Source organism: Streptomyces sp. NPDC051963, assembly GCF_044593495.1.
Classification (GTDB): Bacteria; Actinomycetota; Actinomycetes; order Streptomycetales; family Streptomycetaceae; genus Streptomyces.
Window position 1 is genome coordinate 279,418 of the sequence record NZ_JBIUCC010000003.1, and the last position, 18,705, is coordinate 298,122.

At 70.7% G+C, this 18,705-nt stretch carries 1 protein-coding gene (only partly in view); it reads right to left on the bottom strand.

The whole window is internal to a lonely Cys domain-containing protein gene (locus ACIHFB_RS13715) on the bottom strand: the coding sequence, 53,223 nt in all, runs 24,608 nt past the left edge and 9,910 nt past the right edge, and what appears here is coding positions 9,911-28,615 (codon 3,304, partial, through codon 9,539, partial); reading right to left, the first codon wholly in view occupies window positions 18,701-18,703. Both codon boundaries (start and stop) fall beyond the window edges.

Below are 18,705 nucleotides of genomic sequence, written 5' to 3' on the forward strand. Positions count from 1 at the left end.
GCGGCTCCGACGGCAGGACCTGGAATACGGCAGCGTCCCACGCGCGGGCGACGTCCGCCTCCTCGGCACCGTCCGCAGCGGCACCCGCGAAGCTCTCATAAGCCGAAGCCCACAGCCTGCGGGCCACGCTGGCCGCCGTCTCCTCCAGCGCCTCCGGCCAGGTGTCCGAGAGCACCATCCGCAGCCGCACCTGCTCGTGCGGCTCGAAGCGGCCGAGGGGCAGCCGCTCCGAGCCCCGCATCACCACATCGACCTGCATCCCCTGGGACGGCACCATGCCCGCCGCCTCCATGTCCGCCAAGGTGACGGTCTCGTCCGAGCCAGGTTTGGGCAGGCCCACCGGAACGTCGCCGGGCTCCACCTGCCGGGCCAGCCAGCCACGGTGCGCGAAGCCCCGGGGGACAGGGACGACCGGAGGGTCATCTGTGCTGACGGAGGTCGCGTCGGTGTCCCAGACGCTCGTCGTGTCCGAGTCACCGTCCCAAAACCCGTCGGAGTCCTCGCCGATTGTGCTGTCGGTGAGTTCGCTCTCGCTATTCGGATCGCCGTCGGGCGTGGCGGGCTCGGCCACCGCGCCACGGTCGGCCGCCGCGATGTCATCGGGGATGAACGGGATACGGACGGCCGCCGCCCCGGCATCGGGGTCCTGGGGAACGAGGCGGATCTGGGGCTGGTCTCCCCCGGAGGGACCCGCTTCATCGGGGGGACCCACTTCCAGCACGAACCGCTGCGAACGAGGGTCCATTTCACGCAGGACCTCACGGAGCGTGTCCCAGTTGCCGATCACGCCGATCCACCCGCTGTCACCACGCAGGAAAGCGCCGGTACCGGTGTGGATGAAGTCGGCCCCGAAACTCACCCACCCATCGGGCGACAACTCCTGATCACCGGGCAACTTCACCACGCCACTGTCGTCGACCTCATAACCCGGCCGGGACGAACCCCCGTTGGACTCCCGAAGACGAATCTCGTGCCACCGCGCAGGCGCCTTGCCCTTTCCGCCGCTCCCCCAGTTCCCGCTATGTGCACTGCCCAGCCGGAACCGCCGGCCCAACCGCGGCCCTTCCACCGTGATGCGATAGCCCACCGGCCGCCCAGCCCCCGCCGGCTCAACACCCGTATCAGGTGAACCGCCCGGGGTGGTGACCCCTCCAGCAGGCCCGCCCGGACCGCCCGCCGGGCCCTGCTGAACCTGCGCTCCGCTGACCTTAAAGCGGTCACGCCCCTTGCCGATTTCGGCGGCCCAGACTTGCGCGATGGCCTTGGCCCGGGCATCGGGGCCCGCATCCCGAACCGAATCAGGCAAACCCCGATCCCGTGCCGCAACGATCCGGATAGTCGGTGGGATTACCCCCGTACCCTTGAGCTCGGTGCGGACTTTCTGCTGCAATGTCCGCGCATCAGGGTTCGTTCCGGTTCTCCAGCGTCGCGCAATGGCCTTTGCCCGGGCATCGAGGCCCGCGTCCCGAACCGAATCAGACAGATCCCGATCCCGTGCCGCAACAGTCTCGATATTCGATGGGATTACCCCCGTACCCTGGAGCTCGGCGTCCGTGCGAGCCTCGATATCCGAAACGGTCGGCGGCAGCCCCTCCCGAGCCCGGGCCACCCATTCCCCCACGCGCGAGGGTGCGTACCGAGGCGTGAGGTCGAAGCCGGACAGCTTCAGGGGCACGCCCAGCGAGGTGGCCACCGAGTCCATCAGCATCGGCAGCCCCGATGCCGGCGGCCGCACCGGTTGGCCCGAACCGGCGTAGGGCGTGTCCAACAACTGCCGCAGGGCAGCCCAGGTCAGCGGTGACGGATCGCCTTGGAATTCCCGGTACTGGTCCAGCAGCCAGAAGCCGTGCAGCAGCGCGTCGAACGCCGCCGGGCGCTCGTCCAGGCGCTCGTCCTCCAGCATCGGGCCGTAGATCAAGCGGATGGCCCGCACCCAGCGCAGCACTCGCGCCCCCGGCACCTGACCACCCGTCACCCGAGCGGAGATGACGTCGAGTTCCGGCAGTGACGGGGCCGGACGGAAGCCCACCCACGAGTCGTCCGCCGCCAGTTGGAAGCGGGCGACGGTGCCCTGCCCCGGGTCGGCAGGGGCGATGACCGGTTCCCGTCCGCTCGCGGTCACCCACAGCCACTGGTTCCAGTCAGTGGACAGGAACTCACCGGCCACCGGATGCTCCAGCGGATCCGCCGCCGACGGCCCCGCCACATCGGCACCCATCACCAGCATGGCCGTCCCGGACGGCTGGGCCGTCAAGTCCGGAGCGGTCACGAACAGCACGTTCACCAGCCCCGGATAGCCGAACTCCTTGACCGCACCCGACCGCAGGGCGAGCCACGCGCTTGCGCCGTCCCCGTCGAAGGCCACAAGGAACGCCTTGTCGAACGGCAACGGCATGAGCGCCGTCTCCCCCAGCACCTCCACCGGTCCGCCCGGATGCCGTGCGCCCCTCCAGACCTGCGTGAACCCCCGCACCTCGGGCAGCAGACGGTGGGACTCCCGCTCCGCCTCCCAGCCCCCGCGGGCGGACACTCCCACCGGCTTACCCGCCGTGCCCAGATGCGTACCGACGTCCGCATCCCGGGCCCGCACCAGCTCCCCGTCCAGCGCGGCGACAGTCCCGTCCCACCGCACCGGATCAGGCGTCTGCCCGGCGTCCGCCAGCGTCGGCAACGCCGCCCGCGCATCCGCGATGATCCCCTGAACCAACGCGCGGTGTTCCAGGCGCACCTGGGAGAGCCGGTCCTCCGCGTCCTGGATCGCCCCGTGCAGCAACTGGTACACGGGGTTCCCTGTGGGCAGGGAGGTACCCAGCGCGTGGGCGCCGACCGCCCTGGCGATCTCCGCTTGCTCCAGCAGTGTGAGCAGCGGACGCCACCCGCCTTCGGACTGCCACGGCTTGGACGCCAGCTCCAGGAACGGTCGCATGGCTCGCACTTCGGGACTGTGCAGGATTCTAGAGAGGGACTCCCGTAGCACGGGCTCCGGCATCGGAACCGCATTCGCCTTCGCCCGCTCGTATCCGGCCCGGAGGAACTCCGCGACCTCTAGAAATGCCTCACGAATCTGCTCCGGAGTCATATGGGCGTCGTCCACGCCGACGTGCCGCATTTCCTCCAGGGCGAGCGCGATCGCCAACCGGCCGGAATCGGTGTCCAGTCCACCGTAATCCGCCATGCCGAAACTCGCGGATGGACTTGCCGTCAGACCCTGGGAAGTGCGACCTGTCGTCCCGAAGGTCATGAATTCACGCGGACTTGGGGCCTGGCCGACGGCCGTGTCGAAGAATTCATCGGGAAGATCCGGGAGGTCCGGATTCATCCGTCGGGCCATCCGCCGGTAGGGAACCATAACGCCCGTCAGCTGCTCGGCGGCGATCTCCGTGACCTGGGCATAGTGATCGCTGAGGAATTTGCGATTGCGGGGTGCCAGTGCACGCAGGGAGTGTTCGAGAGAATGCCGGGACGCCTGGGTAAGCATATTCTTTACGAGAGGGACAACTACCCTGCGCTCACCCCGTTCCTGCACCATTTCCCTCAGCACGTATGCCGCCGGATGCGCGGCGGCATGGTTGAGCAGCAGCCACGCGTATCCCCATACCTCCTCGACTGCCGGGACCGCCGCAAGGAATGGCATGGCGTTCGACTCCGCCGCTCCATCGGCACCCAGAATCTCCCGCACGTAAGCCTGGCTGACCACTAGGCCGAAATAGTTTCCCTGTTCGAAGAGCGGTCCCAGTCGCCCTCGCTGGGAGAACCATTTGTGGGCCAGGTACAGGAGGCCCCGCCGGTCGAGTGCGCTCACCCCAGGGCTGAGGTGTGTGAGAGCGCGGCCGTTGTAATCCGGGAGTCCGGGATCGACCGTGGTCTTGTCGCCGAGTTCGGTCGTCGTCCAGCCATCGGCTTTCCGCAGCAGGTCCGACAGCGGGAGCGACTTCCCTTGTCTGTCGACGCGAGCCAACGCATGCCGGGCCGCCTCCAGCAGGGAGAGAGCCCTCTCAGGGGACTGCCGGTGTTCCTCTCTCGCTGTCTGCGACGGGTCGAGGACAAACTCACCGATGGTTACCCCACGCGCCTTTGGCAGCGGCATTCCGGGGATGGACCGGGGAGTCCAGGTCAGTTCCCCGGTGACCGGATGCTCGAAGAGCACCGCCTCCTCCACGACGTACTTCATGCCGGGGCCGGTGGCCAGAGTCTCCTTGCGGACATTCCACGGGTCCACGCCGTCCGAGAACCGGAGGATATGCCGGTCCTCGACCTCAAGGCCCAAACCCGCGTACTCCCGTCCCGAGGGTTCGTCCACGAGCGCTTGCGCGAGGGACTCGGACTGCGCGAACGGCTCCAGCGCGTCCAGCTCCACCCGGCCCGACGGCGCGACGATCACCGCACGCCCCTCCAGCGGCGGCAGCTCCAACGGCGAGCGGCCAAGGCCCTGTTCCTGCAGCAGCTCCGCCCGGCCCGAACCCTCCGGCGTCGACGACAGCCGGCTGCCCCGCTTTTGGAGCAGGTCCACCCACACCACCGTACGGTCCGCCAGGAGGTAGGCCGCCCATGCATGCCCCGGCCGGCTCCTCCGCAGCCCCCTGCCGTCCAGCCTGCCGTCCTGCCGCCGCCCCAGCACCAACGCCATCGATCCCGGCCCGGACTTCTGCAGCCCGTGCTCCACTTGCGCCCACGCCGCGACCGACTCCCAGCCAGGCCCCGCCGCCAGCGCGTGCTCGGTCACCGTCCGGCCCACGACCAGATCGTCGAGCGCGACCGCCGCCCGCGCCCCGCCCACGAGCGCCCCGACCCCGGAGGACGGGAACACCGCGCCGGTCAGTCCCCGTACCAGCGCCGCGCACTCCCCCAGCCGCGGCTCGCCCGACGGGCCCTGGTCGGCGACCGCGTCCACCAGTCCCTCCAGCTCGGCGCGGGTGAGCACGCCCGCGAGCACCCTGCCGGGCGCGGTCGCGGCGGCCGGGCGGGGGTCCGCCGGGTCACCGACTCGCCCGCGGCGGCCGGACGAGGGGGGAGTGGGAGCCGTCGGGCCATGGGGGACAACGAGCTCTTCCTGGCCCACCTGGTTGTACGCGTGCCAAGTGCCGCTCGGTGCCCGCGATTCGCCGTTCTCCGGAAGCACGCGGACGGTGTAGGTACGGCTGGCCTCGTCGAAGTGGAGCTGAACCGGACGGTCGGAGCCCCACGTCAGCCCGTCGGCGCCGCGGGCGGCCTGCGCGGACAGGCCGGTACGTGCGGCACGGTCGATCACCAGGATCCGGCTGTAAATGGGGTTCGCGACAGCGACCGGGGCGGGGTCGTGGGAGAGGAGGTCGGCCAACGGGCCGGTGGGCGCGAAGTCCCCGTCGGCGACGTACACAAACATGCGCGGCAGCCCGGCACCCTCGCTGCCCGTCGTCCACGGGGCCGGCTCCGTGTCGTACGGCTGCAGAGAGCCGTCCTTGCGTTCCATCAGCGTGACGCGGCTGGCGTCGAACTCGCCACGCGCAGGGTTCGCGCGGTCCAGGGACCTGCCCCACTGCTGACCGTCGCCGTCACGGAGCAGCCGGTTGCCGGACAGCGCTCCCGCCTCTTCCAGGCCGTGCGAGGCCAGCGAGTCCAGCCGCCCGATGTCGCGGCCGGCAGCGACCGCCTTGACAACCGCCGCACGGGCCCGGGGGAACAGCTCCGGACCGGACTCGTCCTCGTGCAGGCGCAGGATGCTGGCCGCGAACGCCCGCTTCTCGGCGTCGCCGCGGAGCCCGCCGGTGAGCTCCTCGGTCCAGATCCCGGCCCACAGGGTCCGGGACCAGTCCGCTCCCTGGATCTCCACGGAGTCCCGGAGCGCCAGTGCGTCCCGTACCAGTCGCTCGGGGTTCTGCAGCGCGGCCAACTTCTGCACGGCTTCGGTCACCTGCGGGAGCGGCAGCCAATCGGTGAGCGGACGCGTCCCGGCCGCCGGTCCCATCTTCGCCGCGTCCGCCAGCAGACGGAGGAAGGCCTCCCGGCCGAGCGGAGGCAGCCCGAACGCGACGGTGGCCCGGGCAAGAGCCGGCTGACGGCGAAGAGCGTGTTCCCACGCCAGCGTTCCGAACAGTTCGACGGTGAAATGGCCAACGGCCTGATGGGCCAGTGCCGGATCAACCTGGCGCATCCGGTCCAGCGCGCCCACGCCCTGCACCAGCGTTCGGGTGTGCCTGCCCACCGGGTCGCGCGGGTCCCGGTTCAGCGCATGCTCGTCGACGGCGCGCAGCAACGCGCGGGCGTCCGTAACGGGAGGGAAGACGTTGCGCAGCGCCATCACCAGACGCAGCATCCGCTCGCGCACCGCCTCGTCCGCAGGCCCCGGCTCGGTGTGCAGTCCGGCGATACGCGCGAGCTCGTCGAGCGCCTCTCCCCGGGGGCGCGGCCGGGCGATGTGCACGGCGTTGTCCGGGGTCACTCCTTCGCCCCGCGGGTCCGGGTACGCCATGAATACGGCCTCCCCCGCGTTCGCGCCCGGGATGTCACTCTCCAGCCAGTCGATATTGGGCGCGTAATAGCCGAGGGAGTACATCGTGCCGTTGAAATCCGCGTCGTACTGGAACTCCGGTACGTCCACGAGCGGATCGGCCCCGCGCGGCTCGCCCCGGCGGAGCACCGGCTCGGTCATATCGCGGCGCGATCGCGTGCTGGGCATCGCGGAGAAGCACTGGCTTCTGAAGACGGAGTAGCCCTCGGACGGTCCGGTCAGTGCCAGCAGGGCCCGGACCATCCGGCCGGACTTGCGCCCGGATGTCTGCATTTCTCCGCGCGGGGTGTGCCAGCTGGTGAAGCCGGCCTCACCGTGGTTGTCCGCGATGAGCGGAGCCGGCTGTCCCAGTCCGGTCCATGCCAGCTCAATCGCTTCCCACTGGCGCTGATCAGGAAAGGCGATCACGTACGCCTTCGGCGGGGTGCCGAGGGCGAACTCGGCGTAGAACGCGGACGTGTGCCAGCCCTTGTCTTCCCGCAGGGAGAAGTCCTCCGACGAGTAGCCGATGAGGCGGTGGTCCTTGCCGATAACCGGCCAGAAGATCACCTTGCGGCTCCAGTGGGCGGCATCGCCCAGACCCCGCCGGGCCACGGCGCGCACGGTCTCCGGATCCCGTCGCAGCCAGCCCCCTCGGGGCCCCCGGCCGTGCTGGGCGGTGAGCGTCAGCAGGGGCCCGGCGGGGGCCGGGCTGATGACGGACGCCCGCTCCCAGCCCAGCGTGCCGCTGGTGGTCCAGACGGTGCGTTCGAGATTGGCGACGGCGCCGTCCGCCGCGTGGATGCCCTGCGCGCTGATCTCCGGCATCACGAACACGACGTGCGCGTCCGCCGGGACCATGTCCAGGTCCGGGTCGTGCGCGACCACTCCGATGAGCACCTCGAACGGCCACTGCCGCAGCTGCCCGGCGAAGCCCGGCAGCGAGACCTCCCTCGCGTCGCTGGCGGCGGAGTAAAGGTGCGGCGGCACGCCGCCGTTCATCCATTCGGCGGGGAGCAGCCTCTCCTCGCGTGTCCCGTCCACCCGCTCGACGACAATCAGCATCTGGCTCAGATCGGCATCGCCCGGCACGTCCTCCGTGCCCCAGTGCCAGCCCTGGGGCCGACCCTGCCCGTCGGACGGTAGCCGGTACCGGTCGGCGAACAGCCCGTCCCCGTAGGTCCGCAGATGGTAGACGGACAGCTCCCGCCAGCTCTTCGCCTGGGGGTACTCGATCGCCAGCCGCACCAGCTCCCGGTACCCGGCTTTATCGTCGTCCTCCGCCTCGTACAGCTCAAGGCCCATCACATGACGGGCCATCCTTTCCATCTCCCACAGGGAAGTCGCCGGACCGGAGTCGGAGTCGGAGTCGGAGTCAAAATCCGAGTCCGTGCGCGGAGTGGCATTCGGATCCGGGATCGGGTCCTCCCGGCCGATCCGCTCGAGCACCACAAGGGCTTCATTGCGCTTCTTCCAGTCTTCCTCTCCCTGGAGGTCCCGGGGACCGTAGACGTCTTCGAGAATCTCGCGGTAGTCCCGCTCGGCGGTCGGCACGGGCGGTTCCCCGTACGAGCCCGGGGCAATGGGCGGAGCCGAAGAAGCTGCCCCAGCCGAGGCCGCCGGACCCCGGCCGGACCCCGCGGAGCCCGTCGCCGGCTCCATCGGTCCACCGCGCCGTCCGCGCGGAACCCGCGCCCTGGGGGCGCCGGGCCGGTCCCCCACCTCCCGTACTGGCCGGGTGAACACCGGCCTCGGCGGCCCTGCGGCCCCTTCCGGTACGCGCGAAGGCGCGTGCCGGGGCGTGAGGTCGAGGCCGGACAGCCCCAGGTCCACACGCGTCAAGGCGGCCACCGCGTCCATCAGCTTCGGCAGTCCCGACGCCGGCGGCGGCACCGGTTGCCCGCTCTCCGCGTGGAACGAGACCAGCATCTGCCGCAAGACCGCCCAGGTCAGCAGTGGCGGGCCGCCACTGGATGCCCGGTACTGGTCCAGCAGCCAGAACCCGCGCAGCAGCGCGTCGGACGCCGCCTGATCGTTCTCCAGCATCGGGCCGTAGACCAGCCGGATCGCCCGTACCCAGCGCAGCACCTGCTGCGCCGTCGCCTGGCCCCCCGTGATCCGCTTCGAGAGCGCCTGCAGTTGCGGCTCGCCCGGCGTTCCGCGGAAGCCCACCCACCAGTCGCCCTCCGGCAACTCGAAGCGCGCCGAAGGGTTCTGGCCGGTGCCGAGGTCCACGATCCTCGGCTCTCGCCCGCTCGCGGTCCCGAACAGCCACCGGTCCCACACCGTGGCCAGATACTCACCGGCCACCGGGTGCACCAGCGGATCCGCCATCGCCGGATCCGCCATCGCCGGGCCCGCCAGGTCGATCCCCATCGCCACTGCGGCCGTGTTCGTCGTCTGCGCCATCAGATCCGGCGCGAGCGCATGCAGCACGTCGATCAGCGCCGGGAAGCTGAACTGCTTGACCACGCCGGACTTCAGCGTCAGTTGCACGAGCCCGGCGTCCGCCTTGAGACCCAGCCCGAACGCCTTCGCGAACGGCACCGAAAGCGTGCCCGTCATCGCCGCCACGCCCTGGGCGCCACCCTCGCTCTCCGGCTTCCTCGGGAACACCCCGAGCAGTCGGCCGAAGGACTGCTGCCACCTGTCCCGGTCCGCGGCGGAACCCGACGACACCGCCACTGGAACGCCTCCCGCCGGATCGCCTCCCACGGCCCGGTGCAGGTCGACGGCGATCTCCTCGAACGGCACCAGCTCCCCGTCCGCGGCCTCGACCGCCGTGTCCCAGGGCATTCGGTCCGGCAACTCCTCCGGATCCGCCAGCTTCGTCAGGGCGGCCGCCGCGTCGTCGACAAGCGGCACAATCCGCAGTTGATCCGGCCGGGGAAGTCTTGGCAACTGGCGCTCCGCGTCCCGCACCGCGCCGCTCAGCCGTTGGTGAAGCTTCTCGGGCAGCGGAGTGCCGAGGGCCCAGGCTCCGACGGCCGAGGCGATGTCCCATGCGGTCGGCGTGTCCAGCAGCACCTGCCGTTCGCCGTTGGCCGACGGCAGTCCATCGACTGCCATGCTCAGGAAGGGCGCGAGGTGCTGCACCGCTTCGCTGTCGAGAATCCGCAGCAGCGCCGTGCGCAGTGTGTCCTCGGACTGCGGGAGGCGGTGGGCCTTCGCCCGTTCGTAGTCCCGCCGCAGAAGGTCGGCCAGTTCCGTCGCCAACTCGCGTAGTTCCGCGGGCGTCGTCAGCGGATTGAAGCCGTATTGCCGCAACTCCACCAGGATGAGGGCAACCAGCAGTCGGCCGGAGTCTGTATCGAGGGGACCGAACTCCACCATACCGACGCTGTCGAACCTCTTCAGCCGCTTCCCCGAGGACATGCGACCGGTCAGCCCGACGTTCATCTTCTCGCGCGGACTCACTGACTTTATGCGCGGATCCCCGGAGCGGCGAGCGAGGTCGAAGACGTTGACGGGGAACTTCTCGAACCCCTTCAGGGACTGCTGCAGCTGCTCCAGCAGCCCCGTCAGGTGCCCGGCGGCGACCTCGTTGATCCACTCGACGTGGTCCTGGAGGAACTCCCGGGTGCGGGGCCTGAGCGTCCTGCGCAGGCGCTCGAAGGAGTGCCGTGACGCCGCCGCGAGGAAGTTCTTGGCGAGAAGGTTCGGGGCACCCACGGCGCTCGGGTCGGCGGCCATCTCGTTGAACAGCAGCCAGGAGTACCCCAACATCTCCTCGACGTCCGGAACCGCCGCGAGGAACGGCGTGAGCGCGTCCACTCGCGACGGGTCTGCGTCGACGAGCCCGAGCACGTACCGACGGGCGAGTTCGTGGCCGAAGCTGCTGCCTTCGTCGAGGACCACTCCCAGGGCCTCATGGTTCAGCCGGCGCAACGCCTGGTACTGAATGCTCCGCAGGCCGAGTGCGCTCACTCCTGCGGTGAGCTGCAAATAACTGCCGACACCAGCGTCCGGCAACTTCGGCTGGACCGTAGCCCGCTCCCCCAATTCGGTCAACTTCCACCCGTCTGCCGTACGCAGGAGGTCGCCGAGCGGCGTCGGCTTCCCCAGCACATCGACGGAGCCCAGTGCCGACTTGGCACGCTCCAGCGCCGACAGCCCCTCGCCGATGGTCTTTCGCTGCTCCTCCTCCAGCACCTGCATCGGATCGACGTCGCTGAACTCGACGACGTAGGCCATCTCCGCCCGCGGCGGGTCCTGGCCGGGCGCAACCTCCGGTGGTGTGGCCCGGAGAGCCCCGGTTCCGGGATCCCGGTAGAACCTCCCCCAGTCGAGGGTGGCCTTCAGCCCCGGCCCCTCGGCCAGCACCTGAGGCGTGAGATCCTCCGGATCACCGCTCCGGGGCTTGATGATGACGATCCGTTTGTCCTCGTCCTCCAGCCCGAGCCCGTCGTACCTTCGGTTCGTGGCGGCGTCCACCACGGAACGCTCGGTGTCGGAGGACTGCGCGAACAACGGCAGCGCGTCCTCCAGCACCTGGCCCGTCAGCACCTGACTCTCCGGCCCGACGACCACGGCGCGCGCGTCCACCGCCGCCATGACCGGCGGGCGGCCGGAGACCTCAAACCCCTCCGCCAGCGTCAGATCCACCCACACCACACCGTCCTCGCCACCGAGGTGATACGCCGCCCACGCATGCCCCCGCCAATCGCCCAAGTGCCGCGCCAGCACAAAAGCCACGGACCCCGGGCCCGCCCCCCGCAGCGCCTCGGCAACGTCCCCCCACGCACGCACCGGCCGCCACCCCGGCCCCGCCGCCAGCGCCCACTCACGCCCACCCCGGCCCACCCCCGAGTCGTCCAACACCCCCGCAGCACGCACCCCCTGCGGAAACAACTCATCCCGGAACCCCTGCAGCAACCCCGCACACCGCTCCACCGTCGACTCCCCCGACGGCTCCACCGCCGGCCCACCCCGGACGACGCCCCGCACCAGCCCGATCAACTCGTCACGGCTCAACACCCGCCGAGGAGACACCGGCCCCACCGCCGCCCTCGCCCGCGACACCACAGACGCCGGTCCGGCCGTCGCGGTGGCGGCCGCTCCCTCCCGCAGGGCGTCCTGGCCGGAGGCCCGGTGCGCCTCGGCCGCGCGGACGGCGGCGGTGCCGATCTCGGCGACGCGTGCCTCGTCCGCCTCCAGCCTGCCCAGAGCCTCGGTGATCGCCGCCCGCGCGGCCTCGCCCCTGCGGTTGGCCTCTTCGTACCTGTCGAGCAGCGACTGCCGGTCGGCGACCTCCTGGTTCGCCGCCTGCGCCGCCTCGGCAGCCGCGCGGGTCCACTCGGGTGCTACGTCCGGCCCGTCGGCCGCGGCGCTCCGCTCCAGCTCCGCCAAGAGCGCCTCGGCGAGCCGTGCGTCGGCCCGCAGCCGGACCAGGTCCCAGGGGGCGTCGCGCTCCGCGTCGGCCAGCGCGGCGCCGGCCGCCCTGGCGGCCTCGATGTCGGGCTCTGCTTCGGCGACGACGTTCTCAAGTGCCGCGAGGGACCGCTCCATTGCCTTCTGCCGGGAGGCGCGCTCCGCCTCCAGCACCAGATGCTCGACGTGCGACGGCCCGGCGGCAGACGGCCCCGGCGGCGCGCCCACAGTCGCCGGTCCGGCCGTCGCGGTGGCCGCGGGCGCCGGGCGGAGGAGGGGGCCCAGTACCGGGTCGTCCTCCAGGCCGCCGACAAGCCTGCCGGTGCTCTTGTCCACCGGCAGGCCGCCGTAGAGACCGCCCGGCACCGCGATCCGTACGGTGCCGTGCGGCCCGTTGACGACCGCGGTGACGTCGAAGCGGTAGTCCCGGTAGGGCAGCTTGCCTTCCGCGTTGCGTTCGTCGGTATCGCCCAGCGCGGCGGTCCGGCTCTCGCTGTCCTCCCAGTTCTTGATGTCGAACGGCATGCGCTCGAGCATTTTCTGATCGCCGGCCGGACCGCCGGCGTCAGGACCGGCCGCGATCCGCCAGCCGCTGTCCCGATGCGCCTCGTGCTTGGGTTCCTCGTCGGCCTGGTGGTACCTGCGCTGCTTAAGCGGTGCGCCTTCCGGGGGTCCGAGGATCTCGGCGCCGTTCAGCTCCAGGCCCACGAGGGCCGACCGGTCGCCGAGCGGGACCTCGTATGTCTGCTTCAGCAGCTCCGTGATGCGGGGGCGCAGCACATCGGCTCTGGTGCTGTGGTGATAGCGCACCCCGGCAGTTTCCGTGCGGTCCAGGCCGGAGATCTCCGGTGGGCTGCCCACCTCGGGCCTGGGCACGATGCGGTGGCGTACGGCGGTGAGCTGGGCCCAGCGTCGGATCGAGGCGGCGGCGGGCACCGTCCACGGGTGGAGGTTGGCGGCGAACGCATCCGGCAGCGCGGGGGCCGGCGGGTTCTGCGAGCGGTGCCACAGCCAGCTGACGCGGGTCTCGCGTGGTGCGGCGAGGTCGAGCGGCCACTGCTGCGGCCGGTCGTTCTCGCCGGTGAAGTGGCGGGAGACAAGCAGCCGCACGTCGCCGCCGACCAACTGGTCCGGACCGTCCCCGGGGTCGTGCCAGGCGAAGACCGAAGGGCCGGCCTTGGGTCCGCCAGTCCGGGAGAACAGGCGGGCCACGGACAGCGCGCCCCGAGCCGGTGTCGTGAGCACCTCCGGGAGTTCGGTGGTCGTGCCCATCTCGACGCGGAAGTGGACGCGGTGCTCGAACTCCTCGGACGGGTCCTGGGGGGTGGCCCGGTAGATTCCGACCTTCTTCTCGGCGTCCTCACGCTTCACTCCCGCGGACGCGGAGTACTCGGCTTCGGCCTCGATTCCGCCGTGCCCCTTCTCGTTTCCGGCCCGGGCCCGGACGCCGGCACCGGCGCTGAACTCCCAGCCGGTGTCGCTGCTCCGGGATTCCTCATCGAGGGTCTCGCCACGCAGCGTGAGCTTGACCTCATCACGAGGCCGCTGCCCATGGGGGCGGTCGAGCCGGGTCGCCGTGACGTTCACCCACAGATACCGGGTGGTGCCCCATGGGCCGGGCACCGGGAACCAGCGCAGCACGCCGTCGGTGCTGAGGGCGGGCCACTCGCTCTGCAGTGCCTCGGCGGAGTAGACCGCCTTCAGGGAGCGCTGGAGGAGGTTGGGGCGTGGCGCGGTGGTTTCGTCGTTCTCGGTGCGGATGATCCCCTTGGTGCGCAGCCGGTCGTTGATCGTCTTCAGGACGTCGACGCGTAGGTTCTCGGGGTGCGCGATCCCGGGCAGCAGGCCGGTGTCGAGGTAGGTACGGGGCATCTCGGCGGCCGGAGGTGCCGTCGTAGCGAGGATGTCGGACATCCGTCGCTCGGGGACGAGCAGATCGAGTGCCTCGGTAGCGCGCAGATACCGCGTCGTCTCGGTGAGCTTGTCGTTGTGCCAGCGGACATGAGTCAGTTCGAAGACCGGGTCGGTGCGCAGCGTGTACACGTCTCCGCCGTACGTGGTCCGGGTGATGCCGATCCGGCCGGAGCTCCGGGCCGCTCCGCTGCCCCAGGTCTTCTCGGCCGAGGCTTCGGCGAGAACAGTGACCCGGCCGCCGGGTCCTGTGGGGTGATCACCGGCTGCCGCATCGGAGCCGAACCGCAGCTGGGGGCCGACGGTGCCGGTGACGCCCACCCCCCATTCGCCCTCCTGCCCGGACTCATACGCGGAGTTGCCCTTGAGGTACTGCTCCACCTCCGTTTCCGGGCCGGCCCCGAGGACGTGCGCGTTGTCCACGTGGATTCGCAGGCGCAGCGCCTGCTTGTACTTGCCGTCCCGCGGGAGTTCCTCCTCGAATCCGCCCTGGCCGACCAGCTGGCCGAAGTATTGGCTGAGGAAGCCGGGATCGGCGAAGTCGCGGATCAGCTCCGGCCACTGCGCGGGGTCGTCGATCCAGGCGTCGATCAGGCGCTGCCGCTTGGCCCTGTTCCCTTCCGCGGCGTATTTCTGCTCGGCGTACATCCGGGCGCCGAGCTGGGCCAGCTCCGGCATGAGGTGGAAGGCGGGGTAGATCCCCTGGGCGCCGCGGGAGAAGTCCAGCAGCCGGCCGACGCTGGTCAGCTCCGTCCCTACGGCGGTGCGGCCGGCCGCCTGTGCCTGCTCCGGTGTGACCGGGGTGGCGGGGACGTGCTCGTTCGGTACGACGACACGGGCGACGAAGGGGTTGCGCCCGCTGAGGAACCGGTGTTTGCGCCGCCAGGTCGTCATCGACCGGCTCGTCTTCTCGGGTGTGACCGTCCAGTTCACGGCCATCAGATAGCGGTGCTCGTCGACCCGCTTGCCGGTTTCGGTCCTGCGGTAACTCCCGGCGGCACCCCCGTACTTACTGCTCTTGTTCTTGGACCTGCTGAAGATCCCTCGCACTGCTCCGAGCTGGAGGCGTATCGGCGGGATCTTCAAGTGCAGACTGCCGATGGACAACTCGGGGATGCCCAGACGGGCGCCGCCACCGAGGGTGAGAGCCGCCCACCATCCGTTGCCGCGCTCGCCGGCTGTGGTGGCCCCGGTGGCCGCCCGGGTGTTGACCTTCATGGGGTAGTCACCCGCCGGGCTGCCCTCGGTTACCGGGTCGGCCAGCGGGCTGGGCCGGTCGATCCGGCTGCCCCATACCGCCTGCGCGGCAACCTTGTAGCGGCGTCCGCCGACCTCGACGGTGCGGTAGATGCCGAGAAGCGCCTTGGACACATCCCCTTCGAGAGCCGGGCGGCCATAGAAGGACGCCAGGTCCCGGTCGGCCTGCATCCAGCTGCTCTTCTTCGCCTTTGCGGCGCCGACATCCATTTCATGCAGCCGCTCGATGGCATCGCGCAGGTCCTGCTGGAGGCTCTCCACACCCGGCAGCGCGATCGGCACGCCGAAGCCCATGCCGCGGCGCGCGGCCAGCGCGAAGGGCTCACGCGGATGCGGGGTGAGCAGGCTCGTGACACGCTGCACCGCCATGCGGAACCGGAACCGCGGCGTGGTCTCCGGCAGCCTCGTGACCCTCCTCGGCGGAGGGGGAGCGGGCACACGGTGCCGCGGGGCATCAGTGCCGCCGGTCACCGGCCGCAGCTCGGCGTTCCAGCCCGAGCCGACGGTCCGCCGTACGAAGTGCGCCGCTTCCCGCCGCGGGACGCTGAGTTCACCCTCGGTGGTGACCTGCACGGGAGCGATCCTGTGGGTGCTGGATTCCATGGTCACTTCGAGGCGCAGCCCGGCTCGGTAGCGGGACTGCTCGGCGAAGTCGTTGAGCACGGTGTGGCTCATATGTGAGGAGTCCAGGGAGTATCCGGCGCCGCGGTTCACCCCTGCACCGACGCCGAGCGCCGGGACCATGCCTGTCGCTTTCGCGTTCGGCTGCTCCTCGGAGAGGTCGGTGCCGCCGTCGACATCGGGCAGGGCCTCAAGGCCCGAGCCGAGACCTGCGGTGTTGTAACCGAAGGCGAGCCCGGCGTCCGAGCCCCCCTGGCTGTCGGCGCTCCTGCTGTCGCCCACCCCGAAGTCGTCGCGGGTGGCGATCGCGCTGTCACCGAGGTACTGGAGGCTGTCTATCTCCCTGCGGATCCGCAGATGGCCCCGGAACGTACCGAACAAGGACCCGGAGACCTCGATGGCGTTGGACGAGTCACCGCCCGCCCACCACAGATGGCGGCTGCGGGCGGTCGTCTCGGTCAGGAAGCCCTGCGACCGGTTCATCGCGACCTGTTCCAGGGCCTTCTTGACGGCCGGGGCAGGCAGTCCGGCGTCGCGCATGGCGCGGTGCAGCCCGGCGATGACGGGAGTGACGTCGACCGCCTGCAGCAGCTCCCGCGCCTGGGAGGGTTGGGAGGCGCGCTGGTACCGGGGCCGCTCGGCCTCGGGAGCACGGTAGTCGGGGCGGTGTCCGTCGGCGCCGGCGTAGCCGGTGGGAACGTCGACGTGGATCCGGTCGTTGACGGTCACCTGGTGGGAGGCGGTGGGGGTGGCCTCTTCCCCGTCGACGAACACCCTCATCCGGAGACCGGCGCTGAAGCGGGTGAGGTCGTTGATGAACGGCTTGCGGCCGGACAGGACGGTACGCTGCCAGCCGCCGTCCTTGGACTTGGACGAGGCGATGCTGAGCTTGGGGGCTGGTACCGCTGCCGCGGACGCGACGGCGTTCGTCCCCAGGTTGACGAGGGTGAGCAACGTCGACTCCACGCCCTGGGTGACCTCGTGGCCGCTCCGGCCGCCGGTCACGGTGGAACCGAAGCCCACGGGAAACTCGTTGACCGCCCCCTTGGTCCTGGGCACAGGCGTCAGGTCCCGCATCACCGGGCGCAGCCACACCAGCCGGCCGTCCACCACCAGCGTGCGGCCCGCCGCGAGGATGTCGTCCCACTCCTTCGGCCGGGTGGTGAGCAGCAGCTCGCTGACCGCGGTCCTGATGCCCGCGCGCAGGGCGGTATGCGGGCCGGGCCCGTGGAGGTCAAGGAGCGAACTGATCTGCTCCGCCCAGGCGTCCGCCTGTTCCCGCTGGAAGTCGATGGCCTCGACGGAGTCGGCGACGACGGCCTGGCCCATCGCGCCGTGGGCGAAGTACCAGGGGGAGGGATCACCCGTCACGGCAGCGGGGGCCGTACTGCCCGCCGGCGGTGCGGTGAGCGGCGCCGGCCCGGACTCGGCCGGCTGGGCCTCCTGTGAGACCGCCACCGACGTGGCGTCCTGGCCCGGGTGGGCTGAAGTGCCTGGGGCCGGATTCCCGGATTCCACGGACGCGCTCTGGCTCAGGACTGCCACGGGCGGACGGCCCTCGGCCTGGGGCAGGGGCGGGGGGGTAGTGAGGTTCCAGTCGTCATCCGGATCCGCGTTCGCCACCGGGTCAGCCATCATCAGCAGCACGCTCTGGCCCGGCGTGCTGTCAGGCGCGAACCGGGCCGGGTACGCGGGCGTCAGCACCTTCCTCGCCGCGCCCTCCCGCGCGGCCAGGGCGGTCTTCAGCCCGGTGCCCGCGGCCGAGCCGATCAGGGTGACGGGATAATTGGACAGCACGACCAAGTGCCCGGACTGTATGGGATCGTGCCTGACGAGCACGGCGATCTCTTCGTGCGGCACATTGAGGCTGACCCCGGGCAGGACCATCGCGGTGCCGTTCCCGTCGCGGTCGGCAAACAGCCAGTACTCGCGGTTTTCGCTCGCACCGAAACTGCGCCACTGGCCGCTTGCCGGGGTGCCGTCCGGCGACACGTAGTAGCCGCCGTGCGCCAGGGAACCCGGCATAGGGCGGCCGGTGAAGTTGCGGCCCACGTACTTGCCCGCGGGCGAGACGATCGCGGTGGCCGTGTCGAGCGCGCCCCGCTTCTCAAGGTCGTATGCGCCCATTTCGACGGGGTCGGAGATGTCCCGGCCGATCATCGCGCCGGACGCCATCAGCCACAGCGCCCGCCTCAGGTCGTCGTCCGTCACCGGGTCGCCATCACCCAGATGCAGGATCTGGGCCGCGAATCCCACCGGGTCGGTGCGAGCCGCCAGCGCCCGATGCGCCTTGGCAAGCCCCCAGAACGCGAGTGCCCGGATCGGGTGCCCCGAAGGAGGCAGTACCGCCAGCCCCAGCACGCTGAGGGCCGGTCCCGAGAGGCGGGGCATCATGGCAGCGGCCTCGTCGAGCGCGCTGAGCGTGACGAAGTGATGCAGGGTCACCGCATCCGGTTCCATCGCGTTGTCGAGATACTTCCGTGCAGCCTTCAGCACGATCCGCACCTCGGCACGCATCTCGTCCAGGTCCGCGAACGGCTCGGCCCCCGGCTTCGGGTTCCCTTCCTGTTTCATGTGGGAACGCACCACGAAGTCGAGCAGGTCCAAGGTGAACGACCCGCCCTCCTTAAGGCCCGTATCGGCGCGGCGCATCCGCTCCAGCGCCGAGATTCCGGCCCACAGCTCCCGGTACGTCCCCTTGGGGTCGTCCCGGTCGTCCTCGATCGCGTCCCCGTAGATCTCACGCAGCGCCCGCACCAGGTCCAGCGTGGCTTCCAGGTCGGGGGCCTTCCCCGCGTCGGACAAGCTCCCCAGCAGAGCCAGCCGGCCCAGCACCTCCCGGTCGGGCTCCGGCCGGACTCTCCTCTGGATCCCCCGCACGCCGAGGACGGATGTGCTGATGGCGTGCGCGAACGAACCATCCTCGAGATCCGTGGACCACTTCACCTGATTGAAGGCGATCACATCCAGCTGAAGCCCGTTGGAGACTATCCGCGACCTCGGTATCTGCCGCAGCGGATTGGGCACGAACGGCGTGGGACGGCCGTTGCGCAACTGAACCAGCGCACCACCGCCCGGGT